This window comes from Actinomyces gerencseriae DSM 6844 (genome assembly GCF_000429265.1).
GTDB lineage: Bacteria > Actinomycetota > Actinomycetes > Actinomycetales > Actinomycetaceae > Actinomyces > Actinomyces gerencseriae.
This window is the reverse complement of record NZ_KE386871.1, coordinates 94,865-119,925: the sequence shown is the minus strand read 5'-3', so window position 1 is coordinate 119,925 and position 25,061 is coordinate 94,865. Positions and strand designations below refer to the sequence as shown.

General features: G+C 71.7%; 22 protein-coding genes. 12 read left to right on the top strand and 10 right to left on the bottom strand.

All coding sequences use genetic code 11. The annotated features are described in order from the left end of the window. Nucleotides 1–17 precede the first annotated feature (17 nt). Genes G448_RS16165 through G448_RS18435 form a run of 3 tightly spaced genes read right to left on the bottom strand, consistent with a single transcriptional unit; the run spans nucleotide 18 to nucleotide 3,291 of the window. Entirely contained in the window at nucleotides 18–857 is an 840-nt protein-coding gene (locus G448_RS16165; RefSeq protein WP_051268901.1) for an energy-coupling factor transporter transmembrane component T family protein, read from the bottom strand. After that, entirely contained in the window at nucleotides 854–2,650 is a 1,797-nt protein-coding gene (locus G448_RS16160) for an ABC transporter ATP-binding protein (RefSeq protein ID WP_051268899.1), read from the bottom strand. Before G448_RS16160 ends, G448_RS16165 begins: the two co-directional genes overlap by 4 nt. Further along, complete coding sequence (locus tag G448_RS18435; RefSeq protein ID WP_084436634.1) at nucleotides 2,647–3,291, bottom strand: ECF transporter S component; 645 nt, start codon at nucleotides 3,289–3,291, stop codon at nucleotides 2,647–2,649. Before G448_RS18435 ends, G448_RS16160 begins: the two co-directional genes overlap by 4 nt. 222 nt (nucleotides 3,292–3,513) lie before the next feature. Between G448_RS18435 and G448_RS0110025 the strand changes: the two genes are divergently transcribed. From G448_RS0110025 to prmC, 7 genes are all read left to right on the top strand, one after another. Then, nucleotides 3,514–4,848 carry a homoserine dehydrogenase gene (locus G448_RS0110025; RefSeq protein ID WP_034495031.1) on the top strand — a complete coding sequence of 445 codons (1,335 nt, stop codon included), beginning with the start codon at nucleotides 3,514–3,516 and terminating at the stop codon, nucleotides 4,846–4,848. 2 nt (nucleotides 4,849–4,850) lie between these two features. Further along, the gene (gene thrB, locus G448_RS0110020; RefSeq protein ID WP_026407861.1) at nucleotides 4,851–5,753 is read left to right on the top strand and encodes a homoserine kinase; all 903 of its coding nucleotides are present in this window, start codon (nucleotides 4,851–4,853) and stop codon (nucleotides 5,751–5,753) included. A 441-nt stretch (nucleotides 5,754–6,194) separates the two neighbouring features. Next, nucleotides 6,195–8,282, top strand: a complete 2,088-nt coding sequence (gene rho, locus G448_RS0110015; RefSeq protein ID WP_026407860.1) for a transcription termination factor Rho — start codon at nucleotides 6,195–6,197, stop codon at nucleotides 8,280–8,282. Nucleotides 8,283–8,514: 232 nt separating this feature from the next. Further along, the gene (locus tag G448_RS0110010; protein ID WP_026407859.1) at nucleotides 8,515–9,408 is read left to right on the top strand and encodes a hypothetical protein; all 894 of its coding nucleotides are present in this window, start codon (nucleotides 8,515–8,517) and stop codon (nucleotides 9,406–9,408) included. A 251-nt stretch (nucleotides 9,409–9,659) separates the two neighbouring features. After that, nucleotides 9,660–9,872, top strand: a complete 213-nt coding sequence (gene rpmE, locus G448_RS0110005; RefSeq protein ID WP_026407858.1) for a 50S ribosomal protein L31 — start codon at nucleotides 9,660–9,662, stop codon at nucleotides 9,870–9,872. A 138-nt stretch (nucleotides 9,873–10,010) separates the two neighbouring features. Next, nucleotides 10,011–11,099, top strand: coding sequence for a peptide chain release factor 1 (prfA, locus tag G448_RS0110000; protein WP_026407857.1), 1,089 nt, complete (start codon nucleotides 10,011–10,013; stop codon nucleotides 11,097–11,099). A gap of 61 nt (nucleotides 11,100–11,160) precedes the next feature. After that, the gene (prmC, locus tag G448_RS0109995) at nucleotides 11,161–12,024 is read left to right on the top strand and encodes a peptide chain release factor N(5)-glutamine methyltransferase (protein WP_026407856.1); all 864 of its coding nucleotides are present in this window, start codon (nucleotides 11,161–11,163) and stop codon (nucleotides 12,022–12,024) included. Nucleotides 12,025–12,682: 658 nt separating this feature from the next. Here the strand turns inward: prmC and G448_RS0109985 are convergent. Further along, nucleotides 12,683–13,147 (bottom strand): MarR family winged helix-turn-helix transcriptional regulator, encoded by a 465-nt coding sequence (locus G448_RS0109985; protein ID WP_026407855.1) that lies wholly within the window; start codon nucleotides 13,145–13,147, stop codon nucleotides 12,683–12,685. 35 nt (nucleotides 13,148–13,182) lie between these two features. Further along, nucleotides 13,183–14,175, bottom strand: coding sequence for an NADP-dependent oxidoreductase (locus G448_RS0109980; protein WP_026407854.1), 993 nt, complete (start codon nucleotides 14,173–14,175; stop codon nucleotides 13,183–13,185). 295 nt (nucleotides 14,176–14,470) lie between these two features. Here G448_RS0109980 and G448_RS0109975 point away from each other — a divergent pair, with 295 nt between their 5' ends. The 3 genes from G448_RS0109975 to G448_RS17100 are packed head-to-tail and all read left to right on the top strand — an operon-like array spanning nucleotide 14,471 to nucleotide 15,275. Next, nucleotides 14,471–14,659 (top strand): NmrA family NAD(P)-binding protein, encoded by a 189-nt coding sequence (locus G448_RS0109975; RefSeq protein ID WP_026407853.1) that lies wholly within the window; start codon nucleotides 14,471–14,473, stop codon nucleotides 14,657–14,659. Further along, on the top strand, nucleotides 14,656–14,895 hold the full coding sequence (locus G448_RS0109970; protein ID WP_026407852.1) for a hypothetical protein: 240 nt from the start codon (nucleotides 14,656–14,658) through the stop codon (nucleotides 14,893–14,895). The genes G448_RS0109975 and G448_RS0109970 overlap by 4 nt, the downstream gene beginning before the upstream one ends. A 17-nt stretch (nucleotides 14,896–14,912) precedes the next feature. Further along, a complete protein-coding gene (locus tag G448_RS17100) occupies nucleotides 14,913–15,275 on the top strand; it encodes a nuclear transport factor 2 family protein (RefSeq protein ID WP_051268898.1) in 363 nt (120 codons plus the stop codon). Between the two features lie 301 nt (nucleotides 15,276–15,576). Here G448_RS17100 and G448_RS0109960 read toward each other — a convergent pair whose 3' ends face one another. Continuing rightward, nucleotides 15,577–16,044 carry a MarR family winged helix-turn-helix transcriptional regulator gene (locus tag G448_RS0109960; protein WP_026407851.1) on the bottom strand — a complete coding sequence of 156 codons (468 nt, stop codon included), beginning with the start codon at nucleotides 16,042–16,044 and terminating at the stop codon, nucleotides 15,577–15,579. Then, on the bottom strand, nucleotides 16,025–16,660 hold the full coding sequence (locus G448_RS0109955) for a DJ-1/PfpI family protein (protein ID WP_026407850.1): 636 nt from the start codon (nucleotides 16,658–16,660) through the stop codon (nucleotides 16,025–16,027). The genes G448_RS0109960 and G448_RS0109955 overlap by 20 nt, the downstream gene beginning before the upstream one ends. A gap of 134 nt (nucleotides 16,661–16,794) precedes the next feature. Between G448_RS0109955 and G448_RS0109950 the strand changes: the two genes are divergently transcribed. Both G448_RS0109950 and G448_RS16150 read left to right on the top strand, forming a co-directional pair. Further along, nucleotides 16,795–19,719, top strand: coding sequence for an ATP-dependent helicase (locus G448_RS0109950; RefSeq protein ID WP_026407849.1), 2,925 nt, complete (start codon nucleotides 16,795–16,797; stop codon nucleotides 19,717–19,719). Between the two features lie 121 nt (nucleotides 19,720–19,840). Further along, nucleotides 19,841–20,794, top strand: coding sequence for a CPBP family intramembrane glutamic endopeptidase (locus G448_RS16150; RefSeq protein WP_051268897.1), 954 nt, complete (start codon nucleotides 19,841–19,843; stop codon nucleotides 20,792–20,794). Between the two features lie 161 nt (nucleotides 20,795–20,955). On the opposite strand, the gene G448_RS0109940 is transcribed toward G448_RS16150, so the two are convergent. From G448_RS0109940 to G448_RS16145, 3 genes are all read right to left on the bottom strand, one after another. Further along, nucleotides 20,956–21,726, bottom strand: coding sequence for a nitroreductase family protein (locus tag G448_RS0109940; RefSeq protein ID WP_084436632.1), 771 nt, complete (start codon nucleotides 21,724–21,726; stop codon nucleotides 20,956–20,958). Nucleotides 21,727–21,884: 158 nt separating this feature from the next. After that, complete coding sequence (locus G448_RS0109935; RefSeq protein WP_390882902.1) at nucleotides 21,885–22,553, bottom strand: sugar O-acetyltransferase; 669 nt, start codon at nucleotides 22,551–22,553, stop codon at nucleotides 21,885–21,887. A gap of 9 nt (nucleotides 22,554–22,562) precedes the next feature. Then, the gene (locus tag G448_RS16145) at nucleotides 22,563–25,040 is read right to left on the bottom strand and encodes a glycoside hydrolase family 3 protein (RefSeq protein ID WP_051268895.1); all 2,478 of its coding nucleotides are present in this window, start codon (nucleotides 25,038–25,040) and stop codon (nucleotides 22,563–22,565) included. Nucleotides 25,041–25,061: the final 21 nt, after the last annotated feature.

Here is a 25,061-nt window from a genome sequence, read left to right as displayed (position 1 = left end):
CGGATCGGCGAGAGACGTCAGATTTCGTGGAGGGTGACTCCCGCACCGCCGAAACGCACGACGATGACGGCCGTCAGGGCCCAGCAGGCCAGGACGAGGATGGTGTCGCGCCATCGCCAGCGCGGAGCCGAGCGCTCGGTTCGGTGGGGGTGGGCTCCGAAGCCGCGCGCGTCCATCGACATGGACACCCGCTCGGCGTGGCGCACGGCCCCGGCCATGAGGGCGGGCACCGCCGTCCACCGCCGCACCAGGGGCCTCAGGAACGACGGTGAGACCCGCGTGCCGCGCAGGGCGTGCGCCTCCTGAATGACTCGATACTCGATGGCGAAGCGCTCCCGGAAGCCGAGGGCGGCCATGCCCGCATAGGCGATGCGGTAGGGCACGTGCAGGTGGATCACCATCGCCCGCAGCAGGTCCCTGGGGCCGGCGAGCAGCCCGGTGAGCAGGAGCAGCGACAGGACCGCGCCGAGCTTGCCCCCCAGGCGCACCCCGGCGAGCACCTGGTTGCGCTGGAGGCCCACGCCGAGGGCCTCGATGACGACGGGGGAGGCCCCGACCCGCTCGATGGGCGCGGAGACGGCCAGGGCCGAGCCGACGATCGCGGCGAGCGCGAGGACCACGACGACCAGGACCGGGCCGCGCCGCAGGTCGGCCGTCACGAGGACGACGGCGGCGACGCCGAGCGTCCACAGCGCCGGGACCGGGGTGCTCAGGGCGGCGATGACGACGGCGAGCGGAGCGATCGCCGCGAAGGGCGACAGCGGATCGAGTGCGAGCAGGGCGCTGAGCCCCGGACCGGCTCCCTCGGGGCGCGCGATCGGTTGAGCGCCGTGCGCGCTGTCGTCCGGTGCGCTCATGCCAGCTCCTTCCAGGAGACGCACGGCGGCGTCCTCGCCCCCAGATCCGCGGCGGCGCGGGTCACCCGGGCCAGGGCGGGCGGGCGCAGACCGGCCCGCTCCAGCAGCGAAGCATCGGCGAGGAGCTCGCGGGCCGGCCCGTCGGCCAGGACCGCTCCCCGGGCCAGGATGAGCACGCGGTCGGCGTGCTCGGCGGCGAGCTCCATGTCATGGGTGGCGATGATCAGGCCCGCGCCCCCGGTCGCGACATCGTGGAGCCGGTCCATGAGGGCCTCGGCGCTCCGGCGGTCCTGTCCGAAGGTCGGCTCGTCCAGGCAGATGACCTCGCGGTGCTCGCCGAGCACCGAGGCCACGGACAGGCGCCGCTGCTGGCCTCCGGAGAGCAGGAAGGGGTTCGTCTCCGCGCGCTCCACGAGGTTGAAACGGGCCAGCATATCGGCGACCGCTCGGTCGACCCGGGCGGGCTCCGCGCCCTCCAGGCGCATGCCGTGCGCCAGTTCGTCGCGCACGGTGCGCTCCAGGAACTGGTGCTCCGGATTCTGCATGACCAGGGTGACCGCGCGCCCGGTGCGGCCGGGGCGCCGGGGCCTGCCGGCGACGACCACCTCCCCGTTCGTCCACGTCTCCAGTCCGGCGAGCGCCCGCAGGAGCGTGGACTTCCCCGAGCCGTTGACCCCGATGATGGCGAGGATCTCGCCCCGCCTCACGGTGAGGTCGATGCCGTGGAGCACCTCGCGGCGCGCCCGCCCCCGTCCCCTGGGCACTGCGAGGTCCCGCGCGACGAGAACGGGTTCGGGGCCGCCGTCGGGGGACTCGCCGGCGGCGGCCGGCGCGGGCCCCTCCGGGGCCGCGCGGGACGGGGGCGGCTGCTCGAGGCGGGCCCCGGCGAGCGCTCGGGCGGCGTCGTCGAGCGTCAGCGGGAGGGCCGGCGCGTCGTCCTCCATCCCGGGCCGCGCGCGAGAGGCCAGGAGCCGGTGCAGGCGCACGGCCGTGGGAAGGCGGATGCCCTCCGCGGCCAGCGTCTCGCCGCGGGCCCCGAAGACCTCCCGGGGCGGTCCGGCCGCGATCGTCGCGCCGTCGGCGTCCAGGGCGATGACGTGGTCGACGGCGCTGACGAGCTCGTCCAGGTCGTGCTCGACGACGAGGATCGCCGTGCCCCGCTCCTTGAGGGAGGGGAGGAGCGCGTAGAAGTCCGCGGATCCGGCCGGGTCGAGGTTGGCGGTCGGCTCATCGAGCACGAGCAGCGCCGGCTCGACGGCGAGGGCCGCGGCGAGCACGACCCGCTGGCGCTGCCCACCGCTCAGCTCCCAGGGGCTCTCCCGGGCCAAGCGCGCCATGCCGACCGCCTCGAGGGCGGCCAGGGCCCGCGGCTCGATCCGCGAGGCCGGTACCCGCAGATTCTCCAGGGCGTAGCAGACCTCGTCGAGGACCTTCGTGGTCACGATCTGCGAGTCGGGGTCCTGCATGACCATGGCGACGCTGCGGGCCAGGTGGGAGATGTCCGCGTCGGCCACCTCCCGCCCGGCCACGAGGACGCTGCCGCGGTAGTCGGAGGGGACCGAGTGCGGGACGAGTCCGTTGAGAGTGAGCGTGACGGTGGACTTGCCGCACCCGGAGGGGCCGAGCAGGAGCGTCGTGGTCCCGGCGGGCAGCGAAAGCGTCGCCCCCTCGGGGACCCACGCCCCGGTGCCGGCGTAGCGCACGCTCACCCGGTCCAGGCGGGCGAGCGGGGGCGCGTCCCCCGAGCCGCTCGTCCCGGCGCGCCGAGCCCCCTCGACGGTCGGCGCCGTCATCGGGTCACGCCGACGCCGGTGCGCGCCAAGGCGCGCTTGAGCAGCAGGCAGATGGCCACTCCGGCCCAGCATGAGGCGATCGAGAGGACGATGCCGAGGCTCACCTGACCCCTGGTGAGGGCGATCTGGAAGCCGGACCCGTAGACGGAGGCGTTGAAGCCCCCGAAGACGACGCCGGAGATCGCGTAGACCCACCAGGTCCAGCGCCGGTAGAGGAGGACCGCCACCGGCGCGCCCACGAGCAGGGAGCCGAAGACGTTGCCGAGGATCGCGGGCGGGCCCTGCGGGGTGAGGAAGGCGCCGATCACGCCCATGACCAGGCCGCTGACGACGAAGACCCCCGGCTTGTTCACGATGACGCCCGGCAGGAGATAGGGGATGATCCAGGCCCCCATGAGGGCGCACATGATGAGGATGCCGTTCGGGTTGACGGCCACGATGAGGGAGAGGTAGGTCAGCGGCACGACCATGATCGCCCCCACGACGCCGAGGGCGGCCACGGTCATGAGGTTGCGGGTGCCGAGGACCGAGTCGCGCAGGCCGGCGTGCCGGGAGGTGCGGATGACGGGCTCGCCGGGCCCCCCGGCCGGCTTCTCGTTCGGGCTCTCGCCTGCTGCGGAGGCGGTCGCGGGTGAGTCCATGGTGCTGCTCCCGGTGGGGTCGAGGAGGCGCTTGCGCGGCGTTCGCGAAGCGGATGAGGCGAGGCTCGCATAAGATAAGACTCGTTCTCATGAAGGTCAAGCCCCGTCATCTCGTGCGACGTGCGCGGTGAGATGCGGGTCGCCCGACGGGTGCCGCCGCATATGCTGGGCCGCGACGCAATCGCCCTTCGGCGAATCCCCTCCTGAGCAAGGTGGTCCCTCGTGACTGAGCAGCCCCAGCCGGCCCCCTCCCGTCCCGACGCCGCGCCCGCGCTGCGGGTCGGCGTTCTCGGCTCCGGTACCGTCGGCACCCAGGTCGTCCGGCTCCTCCTCGAGCAGGCGGACGACTTCGCCGCCCGCTCCGGCGCCCGGCTGGAGGTCACCGGAGTCGCCGTGCGCAACCTCGACGCGCCCAGGGACCCGTCCGTCCCCCGCGCTCTCCTGACCGACGATGTCACGGCCGTGGCCACGGGCAACGACATCGTCATCGAGCTCATCGGCGGTATCGAGCCCGCGCGCACCCTCATCCTCGCCGCCTTCAAGTCCGGCGCCTCCGTCGTCACCGGCAACAAGGCCCTCATCGCCGCCCACGGCCCCGAGCTCTACGACGCCGCGGCCGCCGCCGGCACCGACTTCTACTACGAGGCGGCCGTCGCCGGCGCCATCCCCGTGGTCTACGCCCTGCGCGAGTCCATGGCCGGGGACCGGGTCACCAGCGTGCTCGGCATCGTCAACGGCACCACCAACTACATCCTCGACGAGATGAGCGCCAAGGGCCTGTCCTTCGAGGAGGCCCTCGCCTCCGCCCAGGCCCTCGGCTACGCCGAGGCCGACCCCACCGCCGACGTCGACGGCCTCGACGCCGCCGCCAAGGCGGCCATCATCGCCTCCCTCGCCTTCCACACCCGCGTCGGCCTGTCCGACGTCCAGGTCGAGGGCATCCGCGACGTCACCGCCGACGACATACGCGAGGCCCACGCCTCCGGCTGCGAGATCAAGCTCCTGGCCATCGCCCAGTGCCGCGACGACGCCCACGCCCGCGGCGTGTCCGTGCGGGTCCACCCCTCGCTCGTGCCCGCCGCCAACCCGCTGGCCTCGGTCCACGGGGCCTTCAACGCCGTGCTGATCGAGGCGGAGTCGGCCGGGCGCCTCATGTTCTACGGGCAGGGCGCGGGCGGCGCGCCCACGGCCTCCGCCGTCCTGTCCGACGTCGTCGCCGCTGCGTTCCACCGCGTCAACGGCGGTCAGGCTCCTCGCGAGTCCAACTACGCCGACCTGCCGATCCTCGGTCCCGCCTCCGCCGTCACCCGCTACCAGGTGCAGCTGCGCGTGGACGACCAGCCCGGGTCCCTGGCCATCGTCGCCGGTGTCTTCGCCGACAACGAGGTGTCCATCGACTCGGTGCGTCAGAGCGCCTACGTCGGCGGGCGCGACGCCATCGTCACGATCGTCACCCATCCCGCCGGCGTCTTCCACCTGGACGCGGCCGTCGACGCGCTGCGCGATGAGGCCCGCGTGCCCGAGGTCGTCTCCGTCCGGCGCGTCGAGGGGCGGTGACGATGCGCCTGGCGAAAGAGCGGGCCGCCGTGCGGGTGCCCGCCACCACCGCCAACATGGGGCCGGGCTTCGACTCCTTCGGCATGGCCCTCCGCTACTACGACGAGGTCGAGGTCCGTCCGATCGTCGGCACCACCCGTGTGCACGTCGAGGGCGCGGGGGAGGGCGCGGTGCCCACCGGCGACGACAACCTCGTCGTGCGCGCCCTGCGCGCGGGTCTCGACGCCGTCGGCGCTCCGCAGGCCGGCTTCGAGATGCACTGCGTCAATCGCATTCCGCATGGCGGGGGCATGGGCTCGTCCGCCTCGGCGGTCGTGGCCGGCCTCATGCTCGCCCGAGGCCTGCTCTCCGAGCCCCTGGCCCTGCCCGCCGACGAGGTGTTCCGCATCGCCACCGGTTTCGAGGGGCACCCCGACAATGTCGCGCCCGCCGTCTTCGGCGGGGCGACCGTGGCCTGGACGGAGGCCGACGGCGCGCCCAGGGCCGCGCCCATGCCGGTGGACGGATCGTTGCCGGTGAGCCTCCTCGTGCCGCCGCCCGCGACCCGCCTGAGCACCGAGGAGGCGCGCAGGGCCCTGCCGGACTCGGTGCCGCGGACGGACGCCCTGTTCAACACCTCGCGGGCCGCCGTGCTCATGCTCGCACTGGCGGGTCGTCCTGAGCTGCTCATGGCGGGCACCGAGGACCGTCTCCACCAGGAGTACCGCCGGAGCGTGCTGCCGGCGTCGATGGCGGTCATGGACTCGCTGCGCGGGCAGGGGTATCCCGCAGTCATCTCCGGCGCCGGGCCCACGGTGCTGGTGCTGGCGGACATCGCGCAGCAGACCCGTTTCACGCTCGAGCGGCACGGTTGGACGGTCCTGCGCCCCGGCATCGACACCCGGGGCGCAGTACCGGCGTCCTGAACCGGCCTTGTGAGCCGGCCGCTCCGGGGACCAGCACTCCGGCGGCCGCGCTCGATGAGATAAGGACCGATCAGTCGCGCACGCCTCGCCCACCGCGCCCTCGCACGCCAAGAACCCGTACGACGCCCCCATGGCGAGCCCGGGACCGGGCGCCCTCGCATCGTCCTCGCCGGCCCGGCGCACGCGGCGACCGTGGTGAACGTGGCATGCGTTATACGCGTCGTCAGCACTATATGTATGCGCGTGTACTCGCCGACTGCTATGCTTGCGATATCTGCGCTGCGGATCTATGCCGCACCGTAGAGCGCACGAGCCCCGGACGTGAGGCGCAGCCTCAGCAGAAACCGGCAGTGCACGACCCGCCCCGTGAATGGTTCCGGGGGGAGTCCCCCCAGTTGAACGTTTCCTCTTGTGGAGCGCAACCACACCGTAAGGACACTCGTGACCGAGACCTCCAGCGCCCAGCCCTCGCTGTCCACCATGCGGCTGGCCGAGCTTCAGCAGCTCGCCGGCTCGATGGGCCTCAAGGGCATCTCGCGCATGCGTAAGAGCGAGCTCGTCGCCGCCATTCGCGACGGCGGAGCCTCCGACGATTCCGTCAAGCCCCCCGCCTCCGCGGACAATGCTGTCAGCGCCGTCTCCGGCGCCGAGTCGGGGGCGGAGACGCCCGCGACCGAGCCCGCCGGGAAGCGAGTCGTCGAGGGCGACGCGGACGACACGACCGACTCATCCGACTCATCCGAGACCCGTTCGACCGATGCTCAGCCGTCTCGCGTCGAGCGGGCCGCGGACGAGCCCGCGCAGTCCCGCCCGCGGAGGCGTCGCCCAACCGCGGCGGCGAGCGCCCCGCGGGCCGAGGTCCCCGCTGTGGAGCTGCCGGTCCGTCCGGAGAAGGACGCCGACGGCGCCCCCTCGGACGAGAGCCGCACCGGCGAGCGGGATGCCCAGGACGCCCAGCACGGTGATCGGCGCAGTGATCAGCAGGGGGCTCCGGAGTCCCCGCGTCGCGGGCGCCGTCGGGCCCAGGCCGCCGCGGGCGCTCCGGAGCGGATCGATAACCGCGCGTCTCGCGAGCGCACCGACTCCTCGGAGGGCCACTTCGACGCGAAGGCCGCACTCATGCGCGACCTCGCCGACGCCACCGGCACCCCTGCCGTGGAGCCCGATCGCAAGCGTCGCGATGGCGGTGGGCGCGGTCATGAGACCGACTGGGACGAGGAGGGTCGTGGCGGACGCCGCCGTCGTGGCCGCAAGCGCCGCGATCGCGACCGCGACGGCTCCCAGGGCGAGGGCAACCAGGGCCGCGGCCAGCAGTCGCGCGAGGACGAGGTGCTCCTGCCCGTCGCCGGCATCCTCGACGTCTCCGACCACCAGCACGCCTATCTGCGCACCTCCGGCTACCTGTCCGGTCCCAAGGACGTCTACGTCTCGGCCCACCAGATCAAGGACAACGGTCTGCGGCCGGGCGACGCCATCACGGGCTGGGTCCGCGAGGGCGGGGAGACCTCCCACCCGGGCGGTCACCAGGGCCGCAACAACCGTCGGCAGAACCGCGCGGGCCGTCAGAAGTACAACCCGCTGGTGAGCGTCGAGACCATCAACGGGATGGATCCCGAGCGCGCCAGGCGCCGTCCCGAGTTCACCAAGCTCACCCCTCTCTACCCTCAGGAGCAGTTGCGCCTGGAGACCACGCCCAAGGCCATGACCCCGCGCGTCATCGACCTGGTCGCCCCCATCGGCAAGGGACAGCGCGGGCTCATCGTCTCCCCGCCCAAGGCCGGCAAGACCATCGTCCTGCAGCAGATCGCCAATGCGATCTCCGTCAACAACCCCGAGGCCCACCTCATGGTCGTGCTCGTCGATGAGCGCCCCGAGGAGGTCACCGACATGCAGCGCACGGTCAAGGGCGAGGTCATCGCCTCGACCTTCGACCGCCCCGCCTCCGACCACACGACCGTCGCCGAGCTCGCCATTGAGCGTGCCAAGCGGCTGGTCGAGCTCGGGCAGGACGTCGTCGTGCTGCTCGACTCCATCACGAGGCTCGGCCGCGCCTACAACCTGTCCGCTCCGGCCAGCGGCCGCATCCTGTCCGGTGGTGTGGACGCCTCCGCCCTCTACCCGCCCAAGCGCTTCTTCGGGGCCGCCCGCAATATCGAGAACGGCGGGTCGCTCACGATTCTGGCCACCGCGCTGGTGGAGACCGGCTCGAAGATGGATGAGGTGATCTTCGAGGAGTTCAAGGGGACCGGGAACATGGAGCTGCGCCTGTCCCGTCAGCTGGCGGAGAAGCGCATCTTCCCGGCGGTGGACGTGGCCGCCTCCTCGACCCGTCGCGAGGAGCTGCTCATCGACCCCGCCCAGCTCAAGATCATGTGGCGACTGCGCCGCCTGTTCACGGGGCTGGAGCAGCAGCAGGCCCTCGAGCTGGTCCTCGGCAAGCTCAAGGACACCCAGTCCAATGCCGAGTTCCTCATGGTCATCTCCAAGACGACGCCGGCTGGCACCTCGCTGGCCGACTCCGAGGAGTAGGGCGGGAGCCGGAGGCCGCCCGAACGGCGTCGTCCCCATCGAGGGGCGGCGCCGTTCGCGACGCCGCGCCGTGGTCGCGGTGGGGCTCCTCCGCACGCCCTCGGCGGGCTCGCCGGGCCTCCGCGGGCGGGCGCGGGACGAGTTGTCAGGTCCCACTCGGCTGGTCCGCTGCGAAGAGGGGGGTGTAAAGTAGGTTGTAAGCCATCTCCCTCCCCATTTGAAGGACATCCCCATGAAACGATCCCGCATCACCACCGGTCTACTCGGCGCCGTGCTGAGTGCCGGTCTGCTCATCGCTCCCGTGGCGGCCGCGGACGATAGCTCGTCGAACTCGAACTCGGGGTCGATGAGCCAGGACGGGCCGTCCTCCACCGCCTCCCAGACGCCGACGCCCACGCCGACCCCCACGTCCGACGCGCCGACCACCGGCGCTCCCACGTCCCCGGCGGGGGACGGCGGGACCGGGAGCGGGACGCCCGGCGATAAGTCGGACGTCGGGCAGCCCGGAGCCGGCTCCGAGTCTCAGAAGACGACTCCCCCGACCACTCCCGGCCAGACGTCCTCCTCCGCTCCCGCGACCGAGGGCTCGGATGCGGGGACGGCGAGCACCTCTCCAAGCGCGGCCCCGACCATCGCGGGCGATGAGGGCATGACCGCCGACAACGTGCAGTACACCGACGAGGCCTCGGTCATCTCCATCCACCGCAGCGGCTGCGTCCTGACCTTCGAGGTTCGGATCAACACCGCGGGCTCCTACACCATCGCCGTCTGGGACGACGGCAAGCAGGTCGGCACCGTGGATGTCAGCGGTGAGGCCGGCGAGGTCGTCACCGGGACCTACACGATGGGTGCGAACGTCGGCACCGAGGCGTGGGGCTACGACTTCGTCCTGAAGGCCGGCGAGGCCATCGTTCAGATGATCGACTGGAACTTCGAGGGCTCGGAGGAGGTCATGACCCAGTGCGCCGCTGAGGCGGTCTCCGAGGCTCCTGCCGCCGTCACGGTCACCTCCAAGCCCGCTCCCGGACTGGCCAGGACCGGTCCTGCCGTCGGCGCGGGCGTGCTGATCGCCCTGTCCCTGGTGGGCGGGGGCGTCGCGCTGCGTCGTGCTCGCCGCAGCGCCTGATTCCGAGCAGTCGCTCGCCGCGTCGAGCATCCAGGCGTTATCGCCGCCGTGGCGCCGCGGCCCCGATGGGGCTGCGGCGCCATCGTGCTCAGTCGGGCGCGGCGCGCGAGGTGTCGCGCACGTCTCGGAACCCGAGCAGCGTCGACCATTGTGCGCCTCACGGGCCGGCGGCATAATCACCTCCGGCCTCCGGTTCACCCGCATCGCATTCGCGTGCGGGACCCGGCGCCCTCTGAATGCTAGGAGACACCATGAAGCAGGGGATTCACCCCGACTACGTGCCCACCACGGTCACGTGCACGTGCGGCAACACCTTCGAGACTCGCTCGACCGCCACCTCCGGTGAGATTCGTGTCGATGTCTGCTCGGCCTGCCACCCGTTCTACACGGGCAAGCAGAAGATCCTCGACACCGGTGGCCGCGTGGCCCGGTTCGAGGCTCGCTACGGCAAGCGCAAGAGGTAACCGGCTTGCACGACGCCGACGGGTGCTCCCCGCGAGCCCCGTCGGCGTCGTCGCGTCTCGCCGAGATCGGTCCGATTCCGCGCCGAGATCGGTTCCAAGCCCCGAACCGTTCCCCCCCCCGAAGGCTCCGAGGACACCATGAGCGAGGACTTCTCCGCCGTCGAGCCGTTGCTCGCCGAGTACGCCGACCTGGAGCGGGACATGGCCGACCCGGCCGTCGCCTCCGATCCCGGCGCCATGCGCCGCCTGGGGCGCCGCTACGCCGAGCTCGGACGGGTCGTGGCCGCTCACCGCGCCTGGCGGGCCGCCTCGGAGGACCTCGCCGATGCCCGCGAGCTGGTCGCCGAGGATGCCGATTTCGCCGCTGAGCTGCCGGGGCTCGCCGAGGCCGAGGCCTCGGCCGCCGGCCGTCTTCGGGAGGTCCTGGTGCCCCGCGATCCCGACGACGCCCGTGACGTCATTATCGAGGTCAAGGCCGGCGAGGGCGGTGAGGAGTCGGCTCTGTTCGCCTCCGACCTGGCCCGCATGTACACCCGCTACGCCGAGCGCATGGGGTGGGCCGTCGAGGTTCTGGGCGCCGTCGACTCCGAGCTCGGCGGCTACAAGGACGTGCGCCTGGCCGTCAAGGCCCGCGGATCCGCGGAGCCCCAGGACGGGGTGTGGGCGCACCTGAAGTACGAGGGCGGGGTTCACCGCGTCCAGCGCGTGCCCGTCACGGAGAGCCAGGGCCGCATCCACACCTCGGCCGTGGGCGTGCTCGTCATGCCCGAGGCCGACGACCCCGGGGAGCTCGAGATCGATGCCGCCGACCTGCGCATCGACGTCTTCCGCTCCTCCGGGCCGGGCGGGCAGTCCGTCAACACCACGGACTCCGCCGTGCGCATCACCCATCTGCCCACCGGCATCGTCGTGTCCATGCAGAACGAGAAATCCCAGCTGCAGAACAAGGAGGCGGCCATGCGCGTGCTGCGCGCACGCCTGCTCGCCGAGCGCGCCGCCGCCGCGGCCGCCGAGGAGGCGGACGCCCGCCGCTCGCAGGTGCGCACCGTCGATCGCTCCGAACGGATTCGCACCTACAACTTTCCCGAGAGCCGTATCGCCGATCACCGCACCGGGTACAAGGCCTACAACCTGGAGGCCGTGCTCGACGGCGACCTCGGGCCCGTCATCGCCTCGGCCGTCGCCATGGACGAGGCCGAGCGCCTGGCTGCGATCGGCCAGTCGTGACCCCCCCGCGTCGAGATCGGTCGGGTTCCGCGTCGAGATCGGTCCGGGCGACGCGCGCCGCATGAGCGCTCTCGACCGCTACGCGCTGCGTCGCGAGGTGCGGAATGCCGCGGCGCGTCTCGGGGCCGCTGGTGTCGCCTCGCCCGAGACCGACGCCCGGCTGCTCGCCGAGCACGTTCTCGGCCGTCCCATGCTCCTGGCCGATGGTGCCGGCTCCGACTTCCTGCCCGCCTACCTCCCTCTCGTCGCGCGCCGCGCCGCGCGCGAACCGCTGCAGCGCATTCTGGGCGTCATGTGGTTCCGCGGCCTGGAGCTGGTGAGTCGATCCGGCGTCTTCATCGTGCGTCCCGAGACCGAGGTGGTGGCGGGGGTCGCGATCGACGCCGCCAGGCGGAGGGCCGACGACGGCGCGATCCCACTCGCCGTCGATCTGTGCACGGGCTCGGGCGCCATCGCCGCCGCTTTGGCCGCAGAGGTCCCCGATGCGCGGGTGGTCGCCGTCGAGATCGATGACGCGACTGCCGCCGCGGCCCGTGAGAACTGCGAGAGGCTGGTCCCCGGACGCGTCGAGGTGATCCGCGCCGACGCCACCGATCCGCTGGTCCTCCACGGTCTCAACGGGCAGGTCGATGTCGTCGTCTCCAATCCTCCCTACGTTCCGGCAGGCGCCGTGGAGGACGCCGAGACGGCCCGGCACGAGCCCGCCGTGGCCCTCTACGGCGGGGGACCCGACGGGCTGGACATCCCCGTCGACGTCCTCGTGCGCTCGGTCGCCCTGCTGCGCACCGGCGGCGTGCTCGTCATGGAGCACGGCCACGAGCAGGGGGCGCTGCTACGCGCGGCCGCGCTCGGGGCCGGGTACAAGCAGGCCGAGACCGGCCAGGACCTCACCGGCCGCGACCGCTACCTGCGCGCCGTGCGATAAGACCCTGCTGGCAGCGCCGGCTGCGGCTGCCGGGGACTTTGCCCGCCTGCGATGCACCGTGCTCTGGTCATGGTTCCGCGGTTCATTTCGATCCCCACGCCAGCGATATCGATTTTCTTGTTGACTTTCAAGCTGATCGTGAGTGAGATGCTCCAGGATACTCATTGGCCTGAGTGACGGCGGTGACGACTGTCCCGAACTCCCCCGCGGCGGGTACTTGTCTCGGCTGCGTGATGCTCGCTCGCCTTCTACCGCCTGCTCGGAGCACCCGTCCCCGAAGGGAGCGACGAGCCGCATGTCGATACCAGGCTCGACGACGGCACCGTTCTGGCGTGGGGCGCCATCGACCTCATACGCCGCCTCGACCCCGGCTACGAGTCACCCTCGGGCGGCCATCGCATCGCACTGGCCCTATAACCCGCACTCGCTGAGACATCGGCCGGTGAGAGTCCTCGCTGGAGAAGCGAACGCGCCCGGCACGCTCGCTCGATGCGCACCAGAGTGGCGTATCCATAGTCGAAGGTCTCCAGCATTCCTCTGCGCAGCGTGCGCTCCGACCAGCCCAGGGCCAGGGCGGCCTCCCGGGCTGACGCTCCGGTCCGGGCGAGCCGGCGAGGTGCGCGTGCGCGCGTAGGGGAGCGTAGGAAGCGATGCGAGGTCAGAAGTCGTCGCCGTCCTTGGTCGATAGCTGCTCCGCCGACTCGTGGATCACCTCGGTGGCGTCCTCCAGGAACTCGATGAGCTGATCGACCCGGCTACCCGGCCAGTGCTCGACCAGAGCGGTCAGCTTCCGGTTGGCGGGCAGGAATATCTCGGCAAGACGATCAGCGCTTGTGGCGTGGATGGTGAAGGATCGCAGGTCCGTCTCACTGGGGCGACGCTCGACCCAGCCGTCGCGGGCGAGTCGCCGCAGCACGCCGGCCATTGTCGTGGTCCCCATCCGGGTGCGGCGGGCCAGGGAGGTGGGGGTCTGCGGACCGTCGCGGTGCAGGACGTCGAGCACAGCCAGATCGCTGTCGTTGAGTCCGGTTCGCGCTGCAACAGCACGGTTGCTGGCGGCGAGCTCGCTGTTCATGGCGCGCAGTGCCCGGATGAGACGCTGATCGTGAATCCGTCTGCTCAAGCGAGTCTCCTGATCCGGCTGAACGTGGATGGGCGTCAGGATAGGTCGACGACGAGCTTGCCGCGGACGTGGCCCTTTGCCAGCTCGGTGTAGGCGGCGCGAACCTGCTCAACCGTGAGGGAGTACGTGTGAGCGATCTCGACCTTGATGGCATCGTCCGCCACCAGCTGCGCCACTTCCTCGAGGTCGCCGCGTCCACCATGTCGTCCCCCGGTGAACTGCGCGCCCCTGAGGATCGCCGCGGGTGAGGGGACCAGGGTCCCGATGGAACGACCCGGCAGGCCGAGCTCGCGTCCCAGCGTCACGTAGCCACGCCCATAGCAGTCGAGGAGCTTGGTGACGGGCGCCGGGGCCGCTTCGCGAACCCGGCTCGTCAGGTTCTCGCCATAGGCGACCGGAATGGTGCCCAAGGAGCGGAGGTAGTCGGTATTGCGAGCGCCGGCGATTCCGATCACGGTGGCACTGCGGCTCAAGGCGAGCTGCGCGGCGATCGAGCCCACACCGCCCGCGGCGGCACTGATGACAATGACGTCGCCGTCGTGCAGGTCCAGCTGTCTGAATGCGCCGCACGCGGTTTGCGAGGCGACTCCCAGGCAGGCCGCCTGCGTGAACGACAGGGGAGCCGGCTTCCTGATGACGTCGGCGGCGGGTGCCACCAGCGCGGTGGTGAGTGCTCCGCGGGTGTCGGCCTGGCCGGGTGCGCTTCGCAAGGTGCCCAGCACGGCGTCGCCCACGGCGAGGCCCGTGACGCCTGCGCCGACTGCGTCGATGACTCCCGCGAAGTCCCGGGCCACGCCCCGGGGGAAGCGGGCGGATGCGCCCTCCAGCCAGCGCCGAGGATGAATGAGGCGCTGAACCCGCTCAACCGGCTGCAGGTCGCCCTCGAAGATCTTGAAGTCGATGGGGTTGAGTCCGACGGCGCGCACCGCGATGCGCACCTCTCCATCGTCGGGCGCCTGCTCCGGGCGGTCGACCTCCTCCAGGACCTCTGGGCCGCCGAATCTCCGGTACTCAATTGCTCGAATCACGGATCCCTCCCGGGGGCTCACTCGACAGCGAGGCGCTGTCGCCGTCGTGAACTACTACGTAAAACGAATAGTACGAGATTCGCGCTAGGTTGAGCAAGGATATGCTCCAGTGAGTTTCCGGAAATGACCGGGAGAAAGGCCGGGGCGCCTGGCCCTGGTAGGACCTGGTTGTCAGGCGCCCGGACGGACGGGATGGGCTATCGACCGGGAGGGCGCGTGCCGGCCCGGTGCTCGCCGGCCCGGCGGCGATCGCCTCTTGCGTCCAATATGTCCAACCGCAACGGAGAGACTGTTCGTGCCCACCGTTCTCGTCATCGGATCCACCGGCCAGGTCGGCCGCGTCGTCGTCGAGGAGGCGCTCGGTCGTGGCGTCACCGTCCGCGCCCAGAGCCGCAACGCGGCCCGAGCCCGGCGCTCACTGCCGGGCGGCGTCGAGGTCGTGGAGGCCTCGCCCTCCTGCGCCGACACCTGCGCCCCTTCGTGATCGACGTCGACGCGGTCGTCCTCACCCATGGTGGTGACATGGACGGCGACGGCGGAAGCAGCTTCTACGCAGCCATCCCCGCGCTTCTTGACGCCCTGGGCGACAACAACGCGCGCATCAGCCTCATGACCGCGATGAACGCGAGTCGCCCGGTGACCCTCTCGAGCCCCTACGGCTTCCCCCTGACCGATGATCCCGAGCGCGTCCGGGCCGACGTCGCCCGCGTCATTCGTTGACCGGGCGGGAGCTGATCATGACGGACAAGAACGTCTGGGACCGTCTGAGCAACGGCGACGACGTCAGCCTGTTCGAGCAGGACTACACCGACATCGTGCGGGTGGAGTTCTCCCGCTGCCGGGACCTCATCTTCGGCGAGGCCATGTCCACGGTGAAGACCGCCTACCACTTCAACGGCCAGCAGGTCATCACGATCGATGGCGACACCGCCACCGACGTCCACTACGGCAAGGCCATCCTCGTCCAGGAGCAGGACGGGAAGGATGCTCTGGTCGACAACTCGATCCGCTACACCGACACGCTCGTGCTGGTGGACGGCACCTGGCTCATCAGTCGCCGCGAGCAGCACGTCGTCATCACCGAGACCCGGCCGCTCTGATGTGCCCACTCTTTCGCGGCTGAGACTGCTCAAGGATGGGCGCCTTCGGTGAGCGGTCTCCTTCGCGGAATCCTTCTGCAGCGGTAACTGGCGCGGGATGCCCAGAATCATCCGGGCAATGTCCAAATCTGCCACAAAGGCCCCGACCGGGCTCGTCTCGACTGAGGAAAACCGCATGATTCCGCGGTTCTGCCAGCGGCCTGATCGGGCCCTTGGCTCCTTTGTGGCGGATTTGGACACACGTAGCCCCTCGGCGACCGGCCATCGCCCGGGGGCAGGAGGAGATGGTCGCCGGCTGACGCTAGCGCTCCTCGCTGGCGGACTGCCGATAGCGACGCGATGCGTCGGCCACCCGGCCGATCAAGGTCGCCAGGGTTTTCAGGTTCTTCTCTCCGATTCTCCGCCCGACGGCGTCGGCCCAGGCGTGCTGCTCCGCGGTCAGTGCCGCGACTGCTCGTCTTCCCCTGGCCGTCAGAACGAGCAGGTTCTGACCGCGTCGACGAGGATTGGGCTGCCAGCGCGCCCATTCCTGGGCGACGACGTCGTTGGCCACCCGCTGCACGCTTTGCCTGGTCAGGCCTATCCGGCGTGCGATCTCGGCGACCGGCAGCGACTCATCCAGGATAGCGCCCAGCACTTGCCACCGGGCCGGGGTCAGCTCATGCGGGGCCGTGATCGCCGCGGCCGCCTTGAGGAGTTCCCCGTTGAGCGCGAAAACGGGAAGAACCAGGGCTGTGAGGGCGTCTCCCTCAGGCGTTCTGCCAGGCACTGGTCGCTTCCATCAGTGCTGCGTAGTCCTTCTCGTCGCCGCCCAGGAACAGCCTCTCCCACGAGTCGGCCATTGAGCCGGGTAGCAGCCCGGTGATTCGCATGATCTCGGCGGTGAAGGGAACGGCGCGAAGGCCTGAGGCCGTGGTGATACCCCGATCGGTCACCACCGGTGCCTCCACGTACTGCGCGCCGCCGAGGTAGCCACTGCCCTCAAGGAACGAGGCGGCGTTCGAGGTGTGCCGGCGATCGTCCAGGAAGCCGCCGCGGGCCAGCAGGAGTGTGGCGCCGCAGATCCCCGCCACCGGAACCGCCTCGGCCACGAGGTGGCCGACCGTCTCAATGAGTCGTTCGTGCCCGGACGCGTAGTGGTTGCCTCCGGGGATGACCAGGGCTGAGAGCGAGTCGTCGCCGGTCAGCGCATCGAGAGCATCGAGGTCGGCCTCCGGTGCGAGCGGCAAGTTCCCGAGCGTGCGCACCGGCTCCAACCCGTCGCCCACGCGCAGCAGCCGGAAGCGTCCGGGCTTGAGCTGCTCCGCGCCGGCGATCTGGGTGGTGAGGTAGGAGTACTCCCAGTCCGCCATGGTCTCGGTCGTGTAGAGGGCGATGGTGCGCACTTTCGGCTCCTCCCGGTCCAGCGTCCTCGATCCGTTGACAGTACTCTGTCAATATTGACAGAGTACTGTCAACACCGGAATGGAGTTGATGAGTGCGGCCGGCATCGCTGGCCTGGCCTAGGCTTGGCCCTACGATGAACGCGATGAACCCCCTCTTCGGCGGCCTGTCCATGCCCGGCCGCGGCACCGGCCCCACGCCCCCGACCGACGCCGCCCTGCCCGCCCTCGCCCCCGCCGACGACGGCTGGGACGAGCCCTGGGACGACGACCCCGACGTCTACGTCCCCACGGACGCCGAGCGGGCCGAGGCCGAGGCCTGGGAGAACAGGCGGCACGAGGCGGCCGAGCTCGTCGCCCGCGCCCAGGCCGACGCCGCCGCTGCCCGCGCCCGAGCCGGCGGCGCTGCGCCGCCGGACCACTACTCCAGCCACTCCGGCCCCGCCTGGGGCGTGACGGTCGCGGACCCGGCCGATCTCATCCACGGACTCAACCCCGCCCAGGAGGCCGCCGTCACCCACTCCGGCTCCCCGCTGCTCATCATCGCCGGTGCCGGGTCCGGGAAGACCAGGGTGCTGACCCACCGCATCGCCCGCCTCATCGCCACCGGCCGCGCCCGTCCCGGGGAGATCCTGGCCATCACCTTCACCAACAAGGCCGCCGCCGAGATGCGCGAGCGCGTCACCGCCCTGGTGGGACCTGCCGGCGAGCGCATGTGGGTCTCCACCTTCCACTCCGCCTGCGTGCGCATCCTGCGCCGCGAGCACGAGGCCGCCGGCCTGCGCTCCACCTTCTCCATCTACGACGCCGCCGACTCCACCCGCCTCGTCACCCTCATCGTGCGCGAGCTCGGCATCGACCCCAAGCGCTTCACCCCCAAGACCTTCGCCCACCGCATCTCCGACCTCAAGAACGAGCTCGTCACCCCCGCCCAGTTCGCCGAGCAGGCCGTCGCCTCCAACCCGTTGGACCGTCACCTCGTCGAGGTCTACCGCGCCTACGCCGAGCGCCTGAGCGCCGCCAACGCTCTGGACTTCGACGACCTCATCATGCGCACGGTCCAGCTCCTCCGGACCCGGCCGGCCGTCGCCGAGATGTACCGGCGCCGCTTCCGGCACATCCTGGTCGACGAGTACCAGGACACCAACCACGCTCAGTACGCGCTCGTGCACGAGCTCGTCGGCGGCCCGGGCACCTCCGGCGCCGATGGCCCGGTGCCGCCCGGAGAGCTCACCGTCGTCGGCGACTCCGACCAGTCCATCTACGCCTTCCGCGGCGCCACCATCCGCAACATCGAGGAGTTCGAGAAGGACTACCCGACGGCGCGCACCATCCTGCTGGAGCAGAACTACCGCTCCACCCAGAACATCCTGTCGGCCGCCAACGCCGTCATCTCCCGCAACCCCGGTCGCCGGGAGAAGAACCTGTGGACCGACTCCGGCGACGGCCCCAGGATCATCGGCTACGTCGCCGACTCCGAGCACGACGAGGCCCGGTGGATCAGCACCGAGATCGACCGCCTCTGCGATGTCGAGGGCATGAGGCCCCGCGACGTCGCCGTCTTCTACCGCACCAACTCCCAGTCGCGCGCTCTGGAGGAGGCCTTCCTCCGCTCCGGACAGCCCTACAAGGTCGTCGGAGGCACCCGCTTCTACGAGCGGAGGGAGATCAAGGACGCCGTCGCCTACCTGCGCGCCGTCGACAACCCCGACGACGACGTCAACCTGCGCCGCATCCTCAATGTCCCCAAGCGAGGCCTGGGGGACAGGGCCGAGGCAGTTCTGGCCGAGCACGCCGCCCGTCACGGCGTCTCCTTCGGGACCGCCGTCGCCGACGCCGCCGGGGCCCTGCGGCCGGCCGACGACGGGGCCGTCGCCGGGAATCCGGACGAGTCGGGGGAGGAGCCTCCCGCGGTCGAGGGGCTGACCGCTCGCGCCCGCACCCAGGTGACCCGCTTCCACGAGCTGCTCGCCTCCCTGCGGAGCCGTGTCGCCGACGGCGACGGCGTCGCCGACCTCCTGGACTCCGCCCTGGACGCCTCGGGCTATCTCGCGGAGCTGCGTGCGAGCGACGATCCGCAGGACGCCACGCGCGTGGAGAACCTCGCGGAGCTCCACTCGGTGGCCTCGGACTTCCAGACGGCCAATCCCGACGGCACCCTGGCCGACTTCCTCGAGCGGATCAGTCTCGTCGCGGACTCCGACCAGCTTCCGCAGGCCGCCGACCTCGCCGCCATGTCCGAGTCCGAGCGCGCGGCCGCGGCCGCCGCCGAGGAGCAGGGGCAGGTCACCCTCATGACCGTCCACACCGCCAAGGGACTGGAGTTCCCGGTCGTCTTCGTCACCGGCATGGAGGACGGCACCTTCCCGCACTCCCGCGCCATGTCCGAGGAGACCGAGCTGGCCGAGGAGCGTCGGCTGGCCTACGTCGCCCTCACCCGCGCCCGGGAGCGCCTCTACGTCACCCGCTCCGCCGTGCGCTCGGCGTGGGGCGCCGCCAACGCGATGCCCGCCTCCCGGTTCCTGGACGACATCCCCGCCGAGACCATGGAGTGGAAGCGCATCGCCTCCTCCATGGATGCGCTGCGCGGCGGCGGCACCGGCTGGGGGAGCAGCTGGGGCGAGGGCGGCTTCGGATCCGGGCGCGGCTCCCGCGGCCGGGGCGGCCCGGGCCGGGGAGACGATACGGGAGGGCCGGACGATGACGACTTCGCCCCGGCCATCGGGTCGGGCGGACGAGGAGGCGGACGAACAGTGCGACTGGGACGAGTGGAGACCCCCAAGGATCGGGCGGAGGCGAGGCGCGCCGAGCGGCTGGCCAGGCGCGGCAAGCCGGTCAGGCTCGGAGGGGGCGGCGACGCGGCGGACTCCGACGCCCTGCCGGAGGCCGTCGCGGGGCTCGCGATCGGTGACCGGGTGCGCCACACGTCCTACGGGGTGGGCGTCGTCGTCGGCCTGGAGGGAACGGGGCGCTCCACGGTGGCGCGCGTCGAGTTCACGGTCGACGGGGCCACGACCACCAAGCGCCTCATGCTGCGCCTGGCCCCGATCACCAGGGCGTGAGGGGAGGGGCCGTCGTCGGGCCCCGCCGGGGCGCGGCGCGGTCGCCGGGTCCGGGTGACCCGGCACGATTCCGGGTGCCAGCACCCTGGAGGAGCGGGGCGGTCCGTGATCGGATGACGCCATGACACGCCTTCCCAGCCTTCTTCCCCCCGCTTCCCCGGACCGCCCCGCCCCGGGCTCGCGCGAGCGACGTCCCTGGCTCCAGGGCATCGCCGGGGCGGGGCTATTCATCCTCATCCAGGTCCTGGTCATCGTCGTGGCGCGGGGAGGCGAGCGTCTCCTGACATCCGTCATGCCGCGGCCCACGGCCGTCCTGACGGCCGCGCTCCTCGCATCGACGATGTGCGTGAGCATGGTCGTGACGGGGTACCGCCTCATCGTCCGTCGAATCGGCCGCCGTGAGGCACCCGAGATGGACGGTCCCGGCGCGCTGCGCGAGCTCGCCGCGGGGCTGGTGCTGGGAGGCGCGCTCATCTGCGCCGTCTTCGCAGTCCTCGCCCTGGCGGGGGCCTACCGCGTCACCGGGGTCGGCTGGTCGGAGGACATCGCCATCGGCCTGGTCTTCGGGGTCGTCGGAGGATCCAACGAGGAGACGATGTTCCGCGGATTCCTCCAGCGACTCATCGAGACCAGGCTGGGCAGCTGGTGGGCGCTCGGAACGATCTCCGTCATCTTCGGCCTGCTGCACCTGACCAACCCCGGAGCGACCCTGTCCGGCTGCCTCATCATCGCCCTCACGGCCGCGCCGCTGCTCGGGGCCTGCTACCTGCTCACCCGGCGCCTGTGGCTGGCCATCGGGGTGCACGCGTCCTGGAACTTCATCCAGGGCGGCGTCTTCGGCTCCGACGTCTCGGGGACCGGAATGATCAAACGGGGCCTGTTCGAGGCGACCTTCCACGGACCCGACTGGCTCACCGGCGGCAACATGGGCGTGGAGGGCTCCGTCGTCACCGTGGTCGTGTGCGCGACGGCGGCCGCGGTGATCCTCCTGGTGGCCCGGCGTCGGGGACTGCTGCTGCCGCCGCGGTGGCGGCGTCAGGCACCGGCGGACGACGGCGCCGCCGAGCGGCGGTGAGACGAGCGCAGGCGGACGACGGCGCCGCCGAGCGGCGGTGAGACGAGCGCAGGCGGACGACGGCGCCGCCGAGCGCTGCGGCGAGCGCGGTGGCCGGTGCCCGCCGCCCCGGTCGCGGATCCATCGGGGCCGCGAGCCGGGTCCGGTCGGGCCCGCCCGGCTCACGAGCGGGTCGGTACCAGTCGCACGGCCCTCCGCTCGGCGCGGAAGTCGTTGACCCGCTCGTCGGAGGCGTAGCCGAGCGCGAATCCCGTGATGAGCCGGTAGTCGGCGGGGGCCTCGAACTCGGCGTCGAAGGGGCGGCGCCAGGTGGCGAGAACCCCGAGGGGGCAGGAGTCGACGCCGTGCGCCTTGGCGGACAGGAACAGGGTCTGGAGCATGATCCCGGCGTCGAGCGCGGCGAAGGGCATGAATCTCTTGTGGATCAGGACGAAGCCGATGAGCGGCGCGCCGAAGGCCTCGCAGTTGCGTCGAGCGGCCGCGTCGCGGGCCTCGCGGTCCTGCCGGGCGATGCCCATGTGCGCGTACAGCCGGCCGCCGACGGCCTGGGAGTGGGGCAGCAGGTCCGCGGGATAGGGCGCCCAGGTCCGGTAGTCGCCGTTGGGCGCCCTGCCGCTCAGCAGCAGGCGGATCATGGCCCCCCGCTTCTTGTGCTGGACGGGCAGGGTGGCATCGAACTCGGCGACGTAGGCCGCGCGCAGTCGGTCGGCCCGCTCGCCGGTGGCCAGCGCCAGCATGAAGGGGCGCGTATTGGACCAGCTCGGCGCCTGCCGGGCATCGTTCAGGATCTCCTCGACGACCTCGGTCGGCACGGGATCCGGCCGGAAGTCCCGCACGGAGTGCCGGGAGATGGCGAGGCGCGAGAAGGACGTCGAGGCGGGCGGGACGGATGATGACGTGGCAGATGACGCAGATGACGCTGGTGACTCCATGGTGGTGTCGGCTCCCTTCGTACTGATGCCGTGCTGATGCTGGTGGTGTCGGGCCGCTCTCACCTCTCGCGGCGGATCGCGGCGGAGCTCGACCGATCCCGACTCGGAACCCGACCGATCCCGGCGCGCAGCCGCATCGGTCTCGGCGCTAGTGTCTCTCAGTGCCGCGGGGCGAAGGTCGAGTCGTCCAGCGCGCGGACGACCCGCGCCGGGCCGCCCATGGCCAGGGAGTTCGGCGGGATGCTCCGCGTCACCACCGAGCCGGCTCCGATCACGCAGTTATTGCCGATCGTCACGTCCGGGCACACGATGACCCCACCACCGAGCCAGACGTTGTCCCCGATCGCGATCGGGTCGGCCGACTCGAGCCCGGCTCTCCTCGGCGTCGGCTCCAGGGGGTGGACCGGCGTGAGCAACTGGACGTTCGGGCCGATCTGGCAGTGCGCGCCGATGGTGATGGGGGCGACGTCCAGGGCGACCAGGCCGTAGTTGGCGAACGTCCCCTCTCCGACGGTGATGTTCTCGCCGTAGTCCACCCGCACCGGCGGCAGCAGGCGCGCGCCCTCGCCCAGCCCCGGTATCGCCGAGCGGAGCAGCTCCCAGCAGTCCTCCTCGCCCTCGGCGAAGGCGCGCTCGAACCTGTGGAGCATCATGCGCGCGTGCGCGGCGATCCTGGCGTTGTCCGGATCGTCGGAGACGTACCAGTCGCCGGCGAGCATGCGCTCGCGGTTGGTGCGCGCGTCCCCGGCGAAGTAGGGCTGCGCCTGGGGGAACGGGGGGTTCATGGGTGTGTCCAGCGGGGTCTTCGTGGGGCTCTCCTCCGTCATGGGGCGAGCCTACCGGCCCTTGTCGGACCTTCTCAGGGCCGGGGTCGTCAGCGCCATTCGCAGGACGTTGCGGGCCGTGCGCTGGAGCTCGCCGAGTGTCAGGTGCTCGCCGGAGGCGTCCTCGGGGTCGTAGCATGCCAGGACGGCGTCATCATGGCCCTCGGCGCGGGTGCTCGTGTACGTGCGCCCGCCGGGCATGAGGACATCGACCTGGGCGCGCACGCGCGTGGCGGAGTCGGCCAACGCCTCGAAGAGCGGGTCGGGGGCGTAGCGCATCCACCAGTCGGTGATGACCAGCCCCTCGTAGCCCCACTCGCCGCGCAGGATCGTGGTGACCAGGTCGTAGTTGTAGTGGGCCCACTGCCCGTTGATCTTGTTGTAGCTGGTCATGATGGTGCGGGGGCGGGACTGCTCCACGCAGATGCGGAAGCCGCGCAGGTAGATCTCGCGCAGGGCGCGCTGCGAGACGCGCGAGTCGTTGACCCACCGCATGGTCTCCTGGTTGTTGCACGCCAGGTGCTTCGGGCAGGCGGACACGCCGCGCGACTGGACGCCGCGGACGTAGGCGGCCGCCGTCAGCCCCGTCAGCAGCGGGTCCTCGGAGTAGTACTCGAAGTTGCGCCCGCACAGGGGGTCGCGGTGGATGTTCATGCCGGGGGCCAGCAGGACGTCGGAGCCCTTGCGGAGCATCTCCTCGGCGTGAAGCCCCTCCAGCTCCTCGACCAGCGTCGGATCCCAGGTGGAGGCGAGAGCCGTGCCGCACGGCAGCAGGGAGGCGAAGGCCGACACCCGGATGCCCGACGGCCCGTCGGTGGTGATGACCGGCGGCACGCCCAGGGCCCGCAGGCCCTCGGTGAGGCCCCCGAAGGCACCCGCGTTGCCGGGCGCGCCCAGCGGGGAGTTCATCTCCACGTCGCCGTAGGACAGCTGGGCGAGGTCCTCCGCGCTCAGGCGGGCGACGAAGGCGTCCAGATCCGTCGCGCCGGCGGCCACGTCCGCGAGGGTGACGCCGTCCCGCCCGGTCGACTCGGCGTCCCCAGCGCCCGCGGTGCTCCCGACCGGCTCGGGCAGGCGCGAGATGATGCGCTCGCGCAGGTCGATGGTGGCCGTGGGGACGGGCTCCCAGCCGACGGCGGCGCCCCCGTCCTCACCGCGGATCGGGACCATGCGCTCGAAGGGGTGATCGGGTGATGGGGCGAGCGCCTCCTCGAGCTGTTCGAGGACCTCGACGGTCTCGACGGCGATGGCGTCCGCGGCTGCGGTCTCCCGGACGGACAGTCCCACGTGGAGCGGGTGCTCGCCCTCCTCCAGCACCCAGGCGTCGCGATGACCGGTGACTCCGGAGTCGTCGAAGGAGGCGAGACGGTCGACCGGGAAGGAGAGGTCCAGCTCCTGGGTCTCTCCGGGGGCGAGCTCCGCGGTGCGGGCGAAGGCGACGAGCTCGCGCGCGGGCGACGCGAGCCGCCGGCGCGGTGCCCCGTGCCCCGCGCGGGGCACCGCGCCGGCGTAGACCTGGACGACCGTGGAGCCGGCCCGCGCCCCGGTGTTGGCGACCGTCGCTCCCAGGCGGACGGCGCCGCCGTCGCGGACGGCGCCGCCGGGCGCGACCGTGAAGGTCGTGTAGCCCAGGCCGTGGCCGAAGGGGAACTGAACGGCTTGCGGGGCGAAGGTCTCGAAGTAGCGGTAGCCGACGAAGACGTCCTCGGCGTAGTCGTTGGCGTCGGGGTCCCCGAAGTTCGCCGCGGAGGGGTAGTCCTCGTAACGGCGGGCGATGGTGTCCGTCAGGCGCCCGCCGGGCTCGACGGCGCCCCGCAGCACCTCGGCGACGGCGCGAGCGCCCTCCATCCCGCCCGGCCAGGCGAGCAGGAGCGCGCTCACGCCCGGCCCCTCGGCCCAGGACAGGTCCATGACGTTGCCGGAGTCGACGACGACGATGGTGCGCTCGAAGCGGGAGGTCACCTGCTCCAGCAGCCGCCGTTCGGTCTCGGTGAGGTAGTAGGAGCCGGGCTCCAGCACGTTCTCCCGGTCCTCGCCGGCCGCTCGGCCGATGACGACGACGGCGATCTCGGCGCGGGTCGCGGCGGCCTCCACGGTCTCGTCGTCCAGCTCCATCTCGGGGTGGAAGCGCGGCCAGTCGCCCCACTGGGGAGTCGGGACGGCCTGGGCGGCGCACCAGTCGCGGTAGGTCCTCGCCAGCTCGGCATCGACGGCGACGCCCGCCTCGACGAGCGAGTCGAGCAGGTTGGTCGTGTAGGGGGCGTTGACGTCGCCGCCCGAGCCGTACCCGACGGCGAACCAGTCGATCTGGACGCGCCCGAAGACGGCGACCCGGGCCTGCGGGGCCAGCGGCAGAACGCCGTCGTTGGTGAGCAGGACCGTGCCGCGGGCGGCCGCTCCGGCGGCCGCGCGGACCAGACGGGGATCGACCCATCGGTCGTCGTCGGCATCGGCGCTGGTGAATCCCTGGGCGACCTCGCTGATGGTCATGTCCTGCCTCTTCCTCGAAGC